The sequence below is a fragment of the Haemophilus sp. oral taxon 851 str. F0397 genome (genome assembly GCF_000242295.1).
Lineage (GTDB): Bacteria > Pseudomonadota > Gammaproteobacteria > Enterobacterales > Pasteurellaceae > Haemophilus.
In genome coordinates this window covers 159,158-173,781 of the sequence record NZ_JH591072.1, presented here as the reverse complement: position 1 = coordinate 173,781, position 14,624 = coordinate 159,158, and the positions used below count along the sequence as shown (strand labels likewise).

General features: G+C 37.9%; 16 protein-coding genes, 4 tRNA genes and 1 rRNA gene. 18 read left to right on the top strand and 3 right to left on the bottom strand.

The features are described 5' to 3' along the window. Nucleotides 1-80: 80 nt before the first annotated feature. The 5 genes from rrf (at nucleotide 81) to murQ (ending at nucleotide 2,572) form a co-directional block, all read left to right on the top strand. Nucleotides 81-196, top strand: a 5S ribosomal RNA gene (gene rrf / locus HMPREF9096_RS05405). 12 nt (nucleotides 197-208) lie between these two features. Then, nucleotides 209-285 (top strand) — tRNA-Asp (locus HMPREF9096_RS05410). A 16-nt stretch (nucleotides 286-301) separates the two neighbouring features. Continuing rightward, nucleotides 302-377, top strand: a tRNA-Trp gene (locus HMPREF9096_RS05415). Between the two features lie 134 nt (nucleotides 378-511). Continuing rightward, nucleotides 512-1,651, top strand: coding sequence for an anhydro-N-acetylmuramic acid kinase (locus HMPREF9096_RS05420; RefSeq protein ID WP_009500245.1), 1,140 nt, complete (start codon nucleotides 512-514; stop codon nucleotides 1,649-1,651). 9 nt (nucleotides 1,652-1,660) lie between these two features. Continuing rightward, nucleotides 1,661-2,572 carry an N-acetylmuramic acid 6-phosphate etherase gene (gene murQ, locus HMPREF9096_RS05425; protein WP_009500243.1) on the top strand — a complete coding sequence of 304 codons (912 nt, stop codon included), beginning with the start codon at nucleotides 1,661-1,663 and terminating at the stop codon, nucleotides 2,570-2,572. Between the two features lie 29 nt (nucleotides 2,573-2,601). Here murQ and HMPREF9096_RS05430 read toward each other — a convergent pair whose 3' ends face one another. Next, nucleotides 2,602-3,444, bottom strand: coding sequence for a divergent polysaccharide deacetylase family protein (locus tag HMPREF9096_RS05430; RefSeq protein WP_032803333.1), 843 nt, complete (start codon nucleotides 3,442-3,444; stop codon nucleotides 2,602-2,604). Beyond that, nucleotides 3,444-4,676: a murein hydrolase activator EnvC gene (gene envC / locus HMPREF9096_RS05435; protein WP_009500240.1), complete on the bottom strand. Its 1,233-nt coding sequence runs from the start codon at nucleotides 4,674-4,676 to the stop codon at nucleotides 3,444-3,446. The genes HMPREF9096_RS05430 and envC overlap by 1 nt, the downstream gene beginning before the upstream one ends. A gap of 174 nt (nucleotides 4,677-4,850) precedes the next feature. On the opposite strand from envC, the gene HMPREF9096_RS05440 reads away from it, so the two are divergent. Together HMPREF9096_RS05440 and HMPREF9096_RS05445 are read left to right on the top strand one after the other, a co-directional pair. Continuing rightward, nucleotides 4,851-5,534, top strand: a complete 684-nt coding sequence (locus HMPREF9096_RS05440) for a 2,3-diphosphoglycerate-dependent phosphoglycerate mutase (RefSeq protein ID WP_005625827.1) — start codon at nucleotides 4,851-4,853, stop codon at nucleotides 5,532-5,534. 77 nt (nucleotides 5,535-5,611) lie between these two features. After that, on the top strand, nucleotides 5,612-6,214 hold the full coding sequence (locus HMPREF9096_RS05445; protein ID WP_009500238.1) for a hypothetical protein: 603 nt from the start codon (nucleotides 5,612-5,614) through the stop codon (nucleotides 6,212-6,214). An 85-nt stretch (nucleotides 6,215-6,299) separates the two neighbouring features. On the opposite strand, the gene rpmE is transcribed toward HMPREF9096_RS05445, so the two are convergent. Beyond that, the gene (gene rpmE, locus HMPREF9096_RS05450) at nucleotides 6,300-6,512 is read right to left on the bottom strand and encodes a 50S ribosomal protein L31 (RefSeq protein WP_005625828.1); all 213 of its coding nucleotides are present in this window, start codon (nucleotides 6,510-6,512) and stop codon (nucleotides 6,300-6,302) included. Nucleotides 6,513-6,686: 174 nt separating this feature from the next. Between rpmE and mutY the strand changes: the two genes are divergently transcribed. From mutY to HMPREF9096_RS05505, 11 genes are all read left to right on the top strand, one after another. Beyond that, the gene (mutY, locus tag HMPREF9096_RS05455) at nucleotides 6,687-7,823 is read left to right on the top strand and encodes an A/G-specific adenine glycosylase (RefSeq protein ID WP_009500235.1); all 1,137 of its coding nucleotides are present in this window, start codon (nucleotides 6,687-6,689) and stop codon (nucleotides 7,821-7,823) included. Next, entirely contained in the window at nucleotides 7,801-8,073 is a 273-nt protein-coding gene (locus tag HMPREF9096_RS05460; protein ID WP_005625838.1) for an oxidative damage protection protein, read from the top strand. The genes mutY and HMPREF9096_RS05460 overlap by 23 nt, the downstream gene beginning before the upstream one ends. A gap of 14 nt (nucleotides 8,074-8,087) precedes the next feature. After that, nucleotides 8,088-9,164, top strand: a complete 1,077-nt coding sequence (mltC, locus tag HMPREF9096_RS05465; protein WP_009500231.1) for a membrane-bound lytic murein transglycosylase MltC — start codon at nucleotides 8,088-8,090, stop codon at nucleotides 9,162-9,164. A 235-nt stretch (nucleotides 9,165-9,399) separates the two neighbouring features. Beyond that, nucleotides 9,400-9,475 (top strand) — tRNA-Phe (locus tag HMPREF9096_RS05470). Between the two features lie 2 nt (nucleotides 9,476-9,477). Then, nucleotides 9,478-9,553, top strand: a tRNA-Asn gene (locus HMPREF9096_RS05475). Nucleotides 9,554-10,488: 935 nt separating this feature from the next. Next, nucleotides 10,489-11,679, top strand: coding sequence for a phage major capsid protein (locus HMPREF9096_RS05480; protein WP_009500230.1), 1,191 nt, complete (start codon nucleotides 10,489-10,491; stop codon nucleotides 11,677-11,679). 44 nt (nucleotides 11,680-11,723) lie between these two features. Next, a complete protein-coding gene (locus HMPREF9096_RS05485) occupies nucleotides 11,724-12,290 on the top strand; it encodes an HK97 family phage prohead protease (protein WP_009500229.1) in 567 nt (188 codons plus the stop codon). A gap of 1 nt (nucleotide 12,291) precedes the next feature. Next, nucleotides 12,292-13,524, top strand: coding sequence for a phage portal protein (locus tag HMPREF9096_RS05490; protein ID WP_009500227.1), 1,233 nt, complete (start codon nucleotides 12,292-12,294; stop codon nucleotides 13,522-13,524). Then, nucleotides 13,508-13,864, top strand: coding sequence for a phage head closure protein (locus tag HMPREF9096_RS05495; RefSeq protein ID WP_005626382.1), 357 nt, complete (start codon nucleotides 13,508-13,510; stop codon nucleotides 13,862-13,864). Before HMPREF9096_RS05490 ends, HMPREF9096_RS05495 begins: the two co-directional genes overlap by 17 nt. Next, nucleotides 13,851-14,165: a head-tail connector protein gene (locus HMPREF9096_RS05500; RefSeq protein WP_005626378.1), complete on the top strand. Its 315-nt coding sequence runs from the start codon at nucleotides 13,851-13,853 to the stop codon at nucleotides 14,163-14,165. Before HMPREF9096_RS05495 ends, HMPREF9096_RS05500 begins: the two co-directional genes overlap by 14 nt. Nucleotides 14,166-14,175: 10 nt before the next feature. Then, complete coding sequence (locus HMPREF9096_RS05505; RefSeq protein ID WP_009500225.1) at nucleotides 14,176-14,532, top strand: HNH endonuclease signature motif containing protein; 357 nt, start codon at nucleotides 14,176-14,178, stop codon at nucleotides 14,530-14,532. Nucleotides 14,533-14,624: the final 92 nt, after the last annotated feature.

Below are 14,624 nucleotides of genomic sequence, written 5' to 3'. Positions count from 1 at the left end.
GCATCCCCATGTGAGAGTAGGGCACCGCCAGGTTTATTTTTTTAGTTTATTCCTTGAGTAAATTAAAAAAATAAAAAATTTTTGGCAGAGATAGTGCAATAGAACCACCTGATACCATACCGAACTCAGAAGTGAAATGTTGTAACGCTGATGGTAGTGTGGGGTATCCCCATGTGAGAGTAAGGCACTGCCAATTGCCACATTTAGCGGAGTGGTAGTTCAGCTGGTTAGAATACCTGCCTGTCACGCAGGGGGTCGCGGGTTCGAGTCCCGTCCATTCCGCCAATTTATTCATACCAATAGGGGCGTAGTTCAATTGGTAGAGCACCGGTCTCCAAAACCGGGTGTTGGGAGTTCGAGCCTCTCCGCCCCTGCCATTAAAATATTCTTTTCAATTAATCATAAAATATCTTTATACTCATACCTTTTTCATATTATTTAATAATTCTTTTTATTTTTCTTTTTGAATTAGATATATAATTATCAAATTTTAAATATAAAAATAATTAGTATGAAACCTCAATATTATCTTGGCATGATGTCTGGAACTAGTCTAGATGGAGTAGATATTGCTCTCGTTGATTTTTCTCTAGAGCCTCGACTTATCTTATCTGATTTTTTTCCTATGCCAGAAAATTTACGTCAGACATTAACCAAACTCATTCAAACTGGTGAAATAACCCTACAAAATTTAGGCGAACTCGATCATGAACTTGCTTTACTGTATTGTGATTGTGTAAATACTTTTCTACAAAAATATAATCTTATTCCAAGCCAAATTGAAGCTATTGGTTGTCATGGACAGACAGTATGGCACTCTCCTGCCTCTGTATTTCCTTTCACGATGCAACTAGGCGATATGAATTTATTGGCAGCGAAAACGGGGATATCTGTTATTGGTGATTTTCGTCGTAAAGATATGGCTTTAGGCGGACAAGGGGCTCCTCTTGTACCTGCTTTCCATAAAGCTGTATTCTCAAATGCTGATTTTGCTACAGTTGTTTTAAATATTGGTGGGATTAGTAATGTTTCTATATTGTTTCCTAATCAACCTGTAATTGGCTTTGATACGGGGCCAGGTAATACATTATTAGATCAATGGATAGAAAAACACCAAGGCCTTCGCTATGACAAAAATGGTGAGTGGGCTTCAAAAGGCAACGTGAATCAAATTCTGCTTGATGAATTATTAAATGAACCTTTTTTCTCTTTACCTGCTCCAAAAAGTACAGGGAGAGAGCTATTTAATCTTGATTGGTTAATTGACAAAGTGGAAAAAGCATCTGAAAAACTTACCGTGCTTTGCTCTAAAATGACATTAGTCCCAGAAGACGTGCAAGCAACTCTTGTTGAATTAACGGTAACAAGCATTGTTAATGCACTAAATCAACTCCAAACAGATTTACCAAAACGTTTATTAGTATGTGGCGGCGGCGCAAAGAATAGCTTAATTATGCGTGGATTGCATGATAATTTACTCGATTGGCAGGTTTGTACAACGACAGAGCAAGGTTTTGATATTGATTATGTAGAAGCCGCTGCTTTTGCTTGGTTGGCTTATTGTCGAATGAACAATTTACCAGCAAACCTGCCTAGCGTAACTGGCGCAAAAAGTGCGGTTAGTTTGGGGGCTATTTTTCTTAAAAACTAAGGCCAAAATATGAATGACATTATATTAAAAAGTTTATCCACGTTAATTACTGAACAACGAAATCCGAATTCAGTTGATATTGATAGTCAAAGTGCTTTAGATATTGTTCGATTAATGAATAAGGAAGATAAACAAGTTCCTTTAGCTATTGAAGCGTGTTTGCCTGAGATTTCGTTAGCGGTAGATAAAATCGTTCATGCTTTTCAACAGGGCGGACGTCTGGTGTATATTGGGGCTGGGACGAGCGGTCGTCTCGGCGTATTGGATGCATCAGAATGTCCTCCTACATTTGGCGTGTCTGCGGAAATGGTTAAAGGTATTATTGCGGGGAGCGAATATGCTATCCGTCATCCCGTAGAAGGGGCAGAAGACAATACAAAAGCTGTACTTGAGGATCTACAAAGTATAAATTTTTCAAAAAATGATGTATTAGTTGGTATTGCCGCAAGTGGTCGCACACCTTATGTTATTGCAGGTCTTCAATACGCTAAATCTCTCGGCGCTTTGACAATTTCTATTGCGAGTAATCCAAAATCTGCTATGGCTGAGATAGCCGATATTGCGATAGAAACTATTGTTGGCCCCGAAATATTGACGGGTTCTAGCCGCTTAAAATCTGGCACAGCACAAAAAATGGTACTGAATATGCTGACTACGGCAAGTATGATTTTATTGGGTAAATGTTACGAAAATTTGATGGTCGATGTACAAGCTAGTAATGAAAAGCTTAAAGCACGCGCTGTACGCATTGTGATGCAAGCAACGGATTGTGATAAAGTGCTCGCTGAGCAGACATTAATTGAAGCAGAGCAAAATGCCAAACTTGCAATTATGATGATTTTGAGTAATTTATCGAAATTAGAGGCGAAGGCATTATTAGAAAGACATCAAGGTAAATTAAGAAATGCACTTTCTAAATAAGACAAAAACCTGATTGTAAAATCAGGTTTTTATTTTGGAATTCCACGTAGTAATCCAACGGGTTCAAAAGGTTCCATTGAGGTTGGCGCAGGCATTTCTGTAAATAATAAAATAAATGGTTTAGGCGGGATTATTTTTTCATTACGCCATAAGTTGCCCATTCCGACAAGTTGGATATCTTCAGGTAAATTGTTAATTCCTGCTTGTAACGTCGCAATGGTATTTGGACGAGGATGTCCTATCGCAATCGCTGTACCATGTTTCCTTGCATATTGAATTGCAGCTTGAAATTGATGTTGAACGTCAGCTAGCTCGTTACTATCATCTAAAAATATGTGGCGATCTAATGAACGAACCCCTTGTTCTTTTGCTATTTTTCCTGCTACAGATTTTCCTATTGTTCGACTATCTAAAAAGAATAAATGTTTTTCTTGAAGTGCTGTCATTAAATAAGTCATTAATTTGGGATCGACCGTAGCCGCACTGCCCATGTGATTATTCATGCCAATGGCATAATTTACGATATTTTTAGCCGTATTTACCCGATCATTGACCTGAGCTGAAGACATTCCTAAATGCAGCCCTCCATCTTCTATTTTCATCGCACTCACCGGTTGCATTGGCATATGAATTAAAATGTCTCGACCTTGAGATTTTGCTTCTTGATTTCGTGCTCGAGCATGAGGCGAAGCAGGAATAATTGCTACGGAAATTTCACGCGGCATTGCAAAAATAGCCGCATCTTCTTTGAGATGATAGCCGACATCATCAATAACAATAGCAAGTTTATTTTGCGCAAGGGAGATGGAAGTATAAAGTGCGGTAGAAAAAATGATGAAATTTTTTACCGCACTTTTTATGAGAAGTTTCATTAACGAATCCATCCGGTTGGATTGACTGGTGTGCCTTTTCGGCTAATTCCAAAATAGAGTGCGGAACGAGAGATTTCACCAGTATTGCCCACTTGAGCAATAGTTTGTCCAGCAGAAACAAGTTGACCAACTTTTACCAATACAGCTTGATTGAAACCATACAAGCTTAAGTCGGTTTCTCCATGTTTAACGATGACCATATAACCGTAGCCATTCAAATACCCAGCTAAAATGACACGTCCAGCCGCAATCGCTTTGACTGCAGTTCCAGATGAGGCACCAATAACCATACCTTTCCAACGAACTTCACCAGCCTGAATCGTTCCAAAATTATGTAAAGTTGGGCCTGAAACTGGTGCTGAATATTGTTTTTTAGCAATCCCTAAACCACTTGTGCTGTTAAGCAATTGACGTTCTTGTGCTGTCGGTTGATAAGGTTTTGAAGTCCTTTTTTCTTCAGCTTTTTGTCGTTGTGAAAGCGCTTCTCGCTCTCTTTTTTCTTGTTCTAAGGCCGCTTTTTCGGCACGTTGAATTTCTTGACGGAGCGCTTGTTCATTAGCCTTTAGGTTATCCAATTTATTTTGATCTCTCGCCAAATTTTTATTAAGTTCATTTAGCGTAGATTGGCGTTCTTGTTGTGATTTTTGTAATTCTTGTTGCTGTTTTTTTTGCGTTAAAAGTTGATCTCGATGATTTTTTTGTTGGCCTAAAATTGATTCTTTTTGGGATACAATTTGAGCTTGTGTTGCTTTTAAACTATCAATTATTTCGATTCGAACTTGGTTTAAATGTTGATAGTACACTTTCATGCGTTCTGCTTTTTCCGCATTTTTAGAAAACATTCTTTCAATGACGGAAGGATTTAAACCTGAGCGATAAATCATATCCATTTGTTTCGCTAATCGTGATTTTTGTTCAGATTCTTGTTTTTCCAATTGTTTGAGTTGTTTATCTGAATCAGAAATTTGCTTACGAATTTCTTTCAAGCTCATTTCCGTTTCATGTAACTCACCCACGACAGCATTAATTTTACTTTCATGGTTTTTCAAATTAGCTTGTAACTTAGCTTGCTCGCGTTTTTGTTCAGCAATTTTAGATTCTTGTTGCTTAATTTGCTTTTGAATCTGGTTAAGATCGGAAGCATGGCTTATTGGGGAAAAAATCAACAAACCGCAGCTAAAAAGTGCGGTGAAAAATGGTGATATTTTTTTGTTTAGTCCCGAATACAGCATAATTTTTCCTAAATTCTTAAAAACGCACAAATCTTATCATATTTGTTAAAAGGCGAAAAAGTTTAGCCTCTATTTTTTGCTAAAGATCAGGAAAACTTGCTTTTTGCTTTTAAACATACTTAATTTTTGCTATAAAGTGCGAGTTATCTTTTACTTAAATTTTAGGAGATTCTTATGGAATTAGTATTTATCCGTCACGGTTTTAGTGAATGGAATGCGAAAAACTTGTTCACTGGCTGGCGTGATGTAAATTTAACAGAACGCGGCGTAGAAGAAGCAAAAGCAGCGGGCAAAAAATTATTAGATGCTGGCTATGAGTTTGATATCGCATTTACATCTGTGCTAACTCGTGCAATCAAAACTTGTAACATCGTGTTAGAAGAATCCCATCAATTATGGATTCCTCAAGTGAAAAACTGGCGTTTAAACGAACGTCATTATGGTGCTTTACAAGGTTTAGATAAAAAAGCGACTGCGGAACAATACGGTGACGAACAAGTTCATATTTGGCGTCGTTCTTATGACATTTCTCCACCAGATTTAGATCCACAAGATCCAAATTCTGCACACAATGACCGTCGTTACGCAAATATCCCATCTGACGTAGTGCCGAATGCAGAAAACTTAAAAATTACTTTAGAGCGTGCACTTCCATTCTGGGAAGATCAAATTGCACCAGCAATGCTTTCTGGTAAACGAGTTTTAGTTGTTGCTCACGGTAACTCACTCCGTGCATTAGCAAAACATATTATCGGTATTTCTGATGCTGAAATTATGGATTTTGAAATTCCAACAGGCCAACCTTTAGTATTAAAACTAGATGATAAATTAAATTATGTAGAACACTACTACCTTTAATTTATCGCTTTACTTTTTTAATTTAACATTCAAAGTGCGGTTAATTTTAACCGCACTTTATGTTTAAGGAGACATGAATGAGAAAATTGATAACGTTCATTTTGGTGGTGTTGCCATTTTTTACAACATCAGTTACTGCAGCACCAGTACATAAAAATCAAATAAATAAAAAAATTGTAGTAATCAAATCTTTAGATAAAAAACAACAAACTAAAAAAACGAAAGAAACTAAATCAGTTCTAACCAAGAAAACTAGTACTAAGAATAAAAAACGAGTTGAGAAATTGACAGACAAAAAGCCCAAAGTTTTGGTAAAGGAAATTAGTTCGAAACCTAAGGCATCTATTGAGAAAAAAACGACAACAGTTGTTTCAACAAAACATGAAAAAACAGCAAAGGAGAAATCAGTTTATAAGCCAGTGATTGTGCCACAGTGTAATGATTTTTCTGTATCAAAAGTGCTATCTGATGCATTTAAGCAGCAAGGAGATTCAACTAAAACCAGTATGATGGTGAAACAAATTCTTCAAGCAAGAGAAACACAATTTTATCCACAAAAAGGCATTAGAAGTTGCCATGCTTTAGTGGTGACTGAGAGCAAAAGTTATCAAACAGATTACAGCATTATTTTGAATGATAAAGGATTTTTCGTTCAGGTTGAGAATGCGATAAGTTTGTAAACTAGTTTGCTGAAATGAGCAAAATTTTATCTTCTTGATAAAACAAAACCCCGCAGATTCGCGGGGTTTTTCAAACAAGTCCAAATTATTTTGTGCTTGGAATTTTGAAACGGCTGTTGAAACGCTCAACACGACCACCAGTATCAACAACACGTTGTTTACCAGTATAGAATGGGTGGCAGTTACCACACACATCAAGATTGATGTCTTTACCTAAAGTTGAACGAGTTTTGATCACATTACCGCAAGAACAGGTTGCTGTGATTTCTTTATATTCAGGATGAATACCTTGTTTCATAGAAAACCTCAAAATGAAGCCACGCCGCTATAAGAACTTTCTCCCCACACCGCGTGAGTTAATAATACGCCATAATTGGCACCAAATAGATCGCGGATTATACTGAAAAAATACAGATAAACAAGCCTTATTTTCGTGTAAAATCATTCGGATTTTTAACCGCACTTTTCTTTTATGTTAGCAAAATCTTCAAGTAACGCACCTTTTGCACAATCTGTGCTGAAATGGTATGACAAATTTGGCCGTAAACATTTGCCGTGGCAACAAGATAAAACGCTTTATGGTGTATGGCTTTCTGAGGTGATGTTACAACAAACACAAGTCGCGACAGTGATTCCTTATTTTGAGCGATTTATTAAAACATTTCCAAATATCACCGCACTTGCCAATGCTTCTCAAGATGAAGTTTTGCATTTATGGTCTGGTTTAGGCTATTACGCTCGGGCGCGTAATTTGCATAAAGCGGCCCAAAAAGTGCGGGATGAATTTAATGGAAATTTTCCGATAGATTTTATGCATGTTTGGGCGTTACCAGGTGTAGGGCGCTCGACAGCTGGGGCTATTTTATCTTCCGTATTAAATCAGCCTTATCCGATTTTAGACGGTAATGTAAAACGAGTGTTAGCTCGCTATTTTGCTGTTGAAGGGTGGCCTGGTGAGAAAAAAGTAGAAAATCACTTGTGGACGTTGACGGAACAGGTTACACCCACAGATCGTGTGGCGGATTTTAATCAAGCTATGATGGATATTGGCGCGATGGTATGTACGCGAACCAAACCAAAATGTGAGCTTTGCCCATTAAATTTGGAGTGTTTAGCTTATCAAAATCATAGTTGGGAAAAGTTTCCTGCCAAAAAGCCTAAAAAAAATATGCCTGAAAAAGACACTTATTTTTTGATTTTATCTAAAAATGGCAAAGTGTACTTAGAGCAGCGAGAAAACTCGGGGTTATGGGGCGGATTATTTTGTTTTCCACAATTTGAAGATAAAGCTTCGTTGCTTCATTTTTTAGCGCAAGAAAAAGTCAGCTATTATCAAGAATGGCCAGCTTTTCGTCATACCTTTAGCCATTTCCATTTATATATCTATCCTATTTATGCAGAAATGGACGGTGGAATTAATATTGAGCAAGCTAATTTAGATTGGCGCAAAGTTGTGGAAAGTCCAAAAGAATATCAATCAAATCTATCAAGTGCGGTCAAATATTGGTATGATCCGCAAAATCCTGAACAGATCGGGCTGGCTCAGCCTGTGAAGAATCTTTTAATACAATTTGCAAGGAATTATTATGGCAAGAATGGTATTTTGTGAGTATCTTAAACAAGAAGCGGAAGGTTTAGATTTCCAACTTTATCCTGGAGAACTAGGTAAACGAATTTTTGATTCGGTGAGTAAGAAAGCTTGGGGCGAATGGATTAAGAAACAGACGATGTTAGTGAATGAGAAAAAACTCAATATGATGAATGCGGAACACCGTAAATTGTTAGAACAAGAAATGGTAAATTTTTTGTTTGAAGGTAAAGATGTTCATATTGAAGGTTATGTTCCTCCATCAAACTAATTGGCTGTTATACAATGAAAAAGTATTTAGTATTAGCGTTATTACCGCTTTTGTACGCTTGTAGCGATTCATTAAATCGTGGAGGCATGAATTATGATGAGTCCTTTGCAAAAGACACGCAAGGGTTAGATATCCTCACAGGACAATTCTCGCATAATATTGACCGCATTTGGGGCGTAAATGAATTGTTAGTGGCTAGTCGAAAAGATTACGTGAAATATACAGATTCTTTTTATACGCGTAGCCATGTGAGTTTTGATGAAGGTAATATCGTTATTGAAACCCAGCAAGATTTAAATCGTTTACATAATGCTATTGTCCATACCTTGTTAATGGGGGCGGATGCAAAAGGTATTGATTTATTTGCATCTGGAGATGTGCCGATTAGCTCTCGCCCATTCCTTTTAGGGCAGGTTGTGGATCATCAAGGGCAACAAATTGCTAATCAAGTTATCGCAAGTAATTTCGCCACTTACTTGATTCAAAATAAATTACAAACTCGTCGATTACAAAACGGGCATACTGTGCAATTTGTTGCGATTCCAATGATTGCAAATCACGTAGAAGTGCGTGCACAGAAATATTTACCATTAGTTCGTAAAGCGGCTGAACGTTACGGCATTGATGAAAGTTTGATTTTAGGTATTATGCAAACAGAATCGAGTTTTAACCCATATGCGATTAGCTATGCAAATGCTATTGGATTAATGCAAGTCGTGCCTCATACAGCAGGCCGAGATGTATTTGCAATGAAAGGAAAGAGTGGTCAACCATCAACGCGTTATTTATATGATCCTGCGAATAATATTGATGCTGGCGTATCTTATTTGTGGATTTTACAAAATCAATATTTAGATGGGATTACGAACCCAACCTCAAAACGTTTTGCAATGATTTCTGCTTATAATAGTGGTGCAGGTGCTGTATTGCGTGTTTTTGATAATGATAAGGATATGGCGATTTACAAAATTAACCAAATGTATCCAGAGCAAGTTTATCGCATTCTAACGACAGCTCACCCATCATCACAGGCTCGCAATTATTTGTTGAAAGTTGATAAGGCACAGAAAAAATTCCGTGTTAGACGATAATTGAATTTTTTCAGATAATCAAAAATGCTCGTTGGGAAATGTCATCGAGCATTTTTTATAATAAGTGCGGTTTATTTTAAAATAATTTTATTATTTCGTTGTTTTAATAAACATATTGATGATTAACTATTCAAACGCAACGTTTTTTTGTATTTTTTTAAATTTAAGTGTTGACCGAATCCCGAAAAAATAGTTTAATACGCTCCGTTGTCAGGCAGTGGCCAATAACGATAACGCCTCGATAGCTCAGTCGGTAGAGCAGGGGATTGAAAATCCCCGTGTCGGTGGTTCGATTCCGCCTCGAGGCACCATTTCCTCCTTAGTTCAGTCGGTAGAACGGTGGACTGTTAATCCATATGTCGCAGGTTCGAGTCCCGCAGGAGGAGCCAAATTCAGAAAGGCCGCTAAAGAAATTTAGCGGCTTTTCGCTATCTTTTATTCCAGCATATAAATCATTTCTCCATTTAAAACGGAAGTTATTAAGCATCAGAATTAATTCTCTTTCTTCCCATCCTTTTTTCTTTATCTTCTTTCTTTTGTATTTTCATTAATGCTTTGAATCAGTAAAGAAAAACGTTCATATGAACTTTGTGTATATTTATAAAGATTATATCTAGTTATAAAAGGAGTGGTTTCTTACAGCTTGTAATAATGAAATAAAGCCTTTATAGGGCATTCAAGGAAAACTCTTTGCTATATCTAATAATCAGATCTTATCTTCTATAGTTTGCTGTTTTTGATATTGAATTCTGGAGATCGTATTGTGATGGAATATGAGAGGGGAAATAAGATAAATTCAATAATATAGATAAAACAAAACCCCGCGATTAGTTTCGCGGGACTTTGTTTAGTCAAATGGTGCCTGGGAGAGAAGTGAATTAGTTATATAAGATATTGATTTAAAATAAGTTTATTTTAGTTTATTTATTTTTGGTTACTATTTTGGTTACTAAGGCAAAATCTAATAAATCACACTATATCAAAAAAACTTTTTATATTTTAGCCTCCATCTCTCTACTTTTATTAAAAAATATTAAAAAAACCTTATTTATTATATATTTATAAAAGTGGACACTATTTTTTTAAGTCTCCACTAGTATCCACTAGTCTCCACTTATAAAAAAATAGATAAATTCCTATCTTAAGTTATCTTTTCAAACCCAAAATTACCTAAAAAAATCACTAAATAAAATATTTTACTCAACGTATCTAAACGTGTCTAAACTATTGAAATTTAAGGTATTTACTTTATATTTTTTGTATATATATTGTTCTATGGGCTTTTTATAAGCCATCTTAATTAAGGCTAAATAAAGGACAAGTTATGCTTAAAAAATTAATTGAGTTACGCCAACAAAAGGCAGAAAAAGTCGCAGAAATGCGAGCAATGCTTGATAAAGCAGAAAAAGAAAATCGTTCATTGGATGAAACTGAATCAGTAGATTTTGATAAATTGAAAGATTTAGTGAAACAATTAAGTGATGAAATCAGTAAATACGAAACCGTAGCAGATGAAGAACGTAATCTTGGTGCACAATCTAACCCATTAGAAACCCGCAGCACGAAACAATTTTCAAATGATGAATTGCGCCATTATGTTAAAACTGGTGAACTTCGCAATTTAACTACTGGTAATGGTGAAGATGGTGGATATTCAGTTATCCCACAGTTAGACAAAGATGTAATGAAACGCTTAACAGACGATAGCGTAATGCGCCAACTTTGTAACGTAGTGCGCTTACCGGTTGGAGCTAAAGAATACAAAAAATTAGTATCGGCTGGCGGCGCAGCAGTAGAACACGGAACAGAAGGCACAGCACGCAACGGCACAGCAAGCCCGAAACTTCATGAAGTAACAATCGCTTTAAATTCTATCTATGCTTATCCAAAAACCACTCAAGAGATTTTGGACTTCTCAAGTATTGATGTTTTAGGTTGGCTCACTGATGAAATCACTGAGACCTTCACTGAAACAGAAGAAGTGGATTTAACCTCTGGTGATGGTAACAAAAAATCAAAAGGTTTATTGACCTACGAACGCACAACTGAAAACGATAAAGTGCGCCCATTCGGTAAACTTCAAAAAATCGAAGTGGCTGGTGCGGCAAAAATTGAGGCAGACACTTTAATCGATGCGTTCTATACCCTTCACAGTAAATACCGCAAAAATGCCGTATGGGTGATGTCATCAACCATTGCAGCAGCATTACAAAAACTCAAAAACAAAAATGGCGATTACATTTGGCGCGATGGTTTAACAACCGATGCACCCGCTACATTATTAGGCCGTCCAGTTTACTTCTTAGAGACAATGCCGACAGGTGGTGCAAATCAAGCCGTTATTGCCTTTGGTGATTTCAAACGAGGTTACTTCATTGTCGATCATGAAACAGGCGTACGAACTCGACCAGACAACTTAACCGAGCCAGGATTTTATAAAGTCCACACCGATAAATATTTGGGTGGTGGCGTGGTAGATTCCAACGCAATTAAAATGATTGAAACAACGGCATAAATCATAGAGGGGCGAAAGCCCCTTTTTTGCTTAATAGGTGAAAAATGAAGAAAGAATTTGAAATCCGCTCTGCAACCATTTCAACGGATGAAGAGAATCAAAAGCTCGTTGGTTATGCGGTCAAATGGAATAGCCTTTCACAAGTGCTTTACTGTGATTTTGTAGAATCCTTTGCGCCTAAAGCATTCAGTGAAAGTTTAGCCAGTGGCGAAGATGTTCGCGCACTCTTTGAACACGACTACACCAAGTTACTCGGTCGCACCAGTTCTGGAACATTAAAACTAGAAGAAGATTCAATCGGCTTACGTTTTGAATTAACACCACCTGATACCACCTTAGGGCGTGATTTATTGGTGAGTGTGGCGCGCGGTGATATTACAGGCATGTCCTTTGGATTTATAGCCAGTCAAGAAGAATGGAATTTTGATGTAGAACCTTGCCAACGAACTGCGAAAAAAGCCGAACTCTTTGAAGTTACAGTAACAAGCATTCCCGCCTATCCTGAAAGTAGCGTAGAAATTGCTAAGCGTTCGATGGTTGCAGCAAAAGAAAAAACACAAGAACATTCTACCGCACTTTTGAAACAGTGGCTTGATGTGATGGAGGCTTAATATGTGGAATCCTTTTAGACGAAAAGAGCAACGTAGCGAGCCAACCACAATCGAAGAGCTTTTATCTTACATGGGCGTAAACAATACAGGTGCGGGCGAATTTGTCAGTCCACAAACTGCAGAATCGTTACCTGCAGTAATGAATGCCGTTACCGTCATTTCAGAGGCGGTCGCATCAATGCCTTGTTATCTATACGCACTAAAAGAAGATGGCCGAGAAAGAATCTATCGTCATCCTGTTGAATATCTTCTCAATGAAATGCCAAACCGCAGCCAAACACCGTATCAATTCAAAAATACGATGATGCGCCATTGTTTGCTAAATGGTAACGCTTATGCCGTGATTGAGTGGAATAACAAAGGCGAACCAATAAGCCTTACGCCTTATCAACCCAGTGCGGTAAATATCTTCCGTAAAGTAACCGGTGAATATATTTATCAAATCACAGACTTAAACGGGGTAACCAAAAACTATCTTCAAGATGAGATTTTACATTTACGCCATAGTTCTATTGATGGATTTATGGGGCGTTCTCCGATAACAGTTTGCCGTGAAACGGTGGGATTAGGTTTAGCTCAACAACGCCATGGTGCAGCCATTATGAAAAACGGATTGATGGCAAGCGGACTTATTTCAACGGCTGAATGGTTAGATGATGCAAAAGCACAGAAAGCCGTGAAAGCTCTTGAGCGTTACAAGGGTGCGAAGAATGCAGGTAAAACGCCTATTCTTGAAGACTCAATGGAATATAAACAATTGGGCATGACAAACCAAGATGCAGAATGGTTAGCCAGTCGCACGTTCACCATTTCCGATATAGCCCGAATCTACAATATTAGCCCGATTTTCTTACAAGACTATTCCAATAGTAGTTATTCAAATTTCAGTGAGGCAAGCCGAGCATTTCTTTCTCAAACCTTGCGCCCTTGGCTTACTAACTTTGAACAACAGCTCAAAGATGCCTTGATGATTGATTTAGGCAGCAACAGCAATAAACGTTACTTAATAGAATTTGATACAAGCGACTTATTGCGCACCAGTCAAAGCGAACGTTTCAGTAGTTATGATGTAGCAATCAAAGCGGGTGTAATGTCTCCGAATGAAGTTCGCCGCCGTGAAGGTTTACCGCCTTATGAAGGTGGAGATGAATTTAGCCAGGCTTGGAAACAAACTGTAGAAGTTAAACGCGGTGATGAACAAGAACAGGGGGCAAGCGATGGCAGTGATGCTTAAGGCGGGGAAATATAACAAGGTCATCACCATTGAGGCGAGAAACTATCCCCGAGAGCGAGAAACCAATCTACACGGTGAACACAAAGCATTTTGGAAACATATCGCAACCGTCCGAGCCAGTGTAGAGCCATTGCAAGGGCGAGAGTATTTTAGTGGCCCGTTTCAAATGGGTGAAAACATCATCCGCATTCGCATTCGCTACATTGAGGGCATTACAAACAAAATGCGAATTAAATACGGTAAACGACTATTTGATATTTATTCGGTGATTGACAGTATGGAATCACACCGAGAATTGCAGTTAATGTGTAAAGAGGGCGAGGCTTATGGCGAATATTAATTTAACCATCGATGACATCAAAGCGCATTTAAATCTTGATCATGATTTAGATGATGAGTTACTCGAAACCTATAAGGTCGCAACATTGGAAGTATGCCAAAAGCATATAGGCAAAATCTTTGGTGATGAAGAAACAGAAAATACCGTTCCGTTTACGCCATCAATTAAAGTCGGCTGCTTAATGTATATCGCCTACCTCTACACAAACCGTGAGGCTATAACAGACTTAGCTAATCTTAAACAAGCACCCATGACGATTTCCGCATTATGGGAAGTCTATAGAGAGCCTTGCGCTTACTAAGGGTGTAGCTATGCCTTATCAACCATTAAGACGTTGTAGTTATCCTGGATGCAGAAATAAAGTGAAGTCGGGCAGATGTGAAGAGCATAAGCCAAAGGACAACCGTCCAAGCAGTCGCGCACGAGGTTACGATCACAAGTGGAGTAAATACCGAGCGCAATACTTAAAGCATCACCCTCTTTGCGTGATGTGCTTAGAGAAAGGTATCTACACGCCCGCTACAGTGATAGACCATATCAAGCCAGTTGAGAACGGACAAGCAGCCCCGCTATTTTGGGTTGAATCTAACCATCAATCTTTATGCCGTGATTGCCATAGCTATAAAACACGAGTGATAGACCAACGCGGATTTGGTGCGAAGAAGTGAGTTGAGTACATAAGTGTACAACTGAATTATGGTGATATATCCACAGTTGAGTTGTGGTCATATGGTAACAACTAAGCCAACCAATCCAAATT

Coding starts and splice junctions, on each gene's coding strand:
- HMPREF9096_RS05500 (WP_005626378.1), top strand. CDS start 13,851: ATGGCGAATATTAATTTAACCATCGATGACATCAAAGCGCATTTAAAT.
- mutY (WP_009500235.1), top strand. CDS start 6,687: ATGTTAGCAAAATCTTCAAGTAACGCACCTTTTGCACAATCTGTGCTG.
- HMPREF9096_RS05495 (WP_005626382.1), top strand. CDS start 13,508: ATGGCAGTGATGCTTAAGGCGGGGAAATATAACAAGGTCATCACCATT.
- HMPREF9096_RS05480 (WP_009500230.1), top strand. CDS start 10,489: ATGCTTAAAAAATTAATTGAGTTACGCCAACAAAAGGCAGAAAAAGTC.
- HMPREF9096_RS05430 (WP_032803333.1), bottom strand. CDS start 3,444: ATGAAACTTCTCATAAAAAGTGCGGTAAAAAATTTCATCATTTTTTCT.
- HMPREF9096_RS05490 (WP_009500227.1), top strand. CDS start 12,292: ATGTGGAATCCTTTTAGACGAAAAGAGCAACGTAGCGAGCCAACCACA.
- HMPREF9096_RS05440 (WP_005625827.1), top strand. CDS start 4,851: ATGGAATTAGTATTTATCCGTCACGGTTTTAGTGAATGGAATGCGAAA.
- HMPREF9096_RS05420 (WP_009500245.1), top strand. CDS start 512: ATGAAACCTCAATATTATCTTGGCATGATGTCTGGAACTAGTCTAGAT.
- HMPREF9096_RS05505 (WP_009500225.1), top strand. CDS start 14,176: ATGCCTTATCAACCATTAAGACGTTGTAGTTATCCTGGATGCAGAAAT.
- rpmE (WP_005625828.1), bottom strand. CDS start 6,512: ATGAAACAAGGTATTCATCCTGAATATAAAGAAATCACAGCAACCTGT.
- murQ (WP_009500243.1), top strand. CDS start 1,661: ATGAATGACATTATATTAAAAAGTTTATCCACGTTAATTACTGAACAA.
- HMPREF9096_RS05445 (WP_009500238.1), top strand. CDS start 5,612: ATGAGAAAATTGATAACGTTCATTTTGGTGGTGTTGCCATTTTTTACA.
- HMPREF9096_RS05485 (WP_009500229.1), top strand. CDS start 11,724: ATGAAGAAAGAATTTGAAATCCGCTCTGCAACCATTTCAACGGATGAA.
- mltC (WP_009500231.1), top strand. CDS start 8,088: ATGAAAAAGTATTTAGTATTAGCGTTATTACCGCTTTTGTACGCTTGT.
- HMPREF9096_RS05460 (WP_005625838.1), top strand. CDS start 7,801: ATGGCAAGAATGGTATTTTGTGAGTATCTTAAACAAGAAGCGGAAGGT.
- envC (WP_009500240.1), bottom strand. CDS start 4,676: ATGCTGTATTCGGGACTAAACAAAAAAATATCACCATTTTTCACCGCA.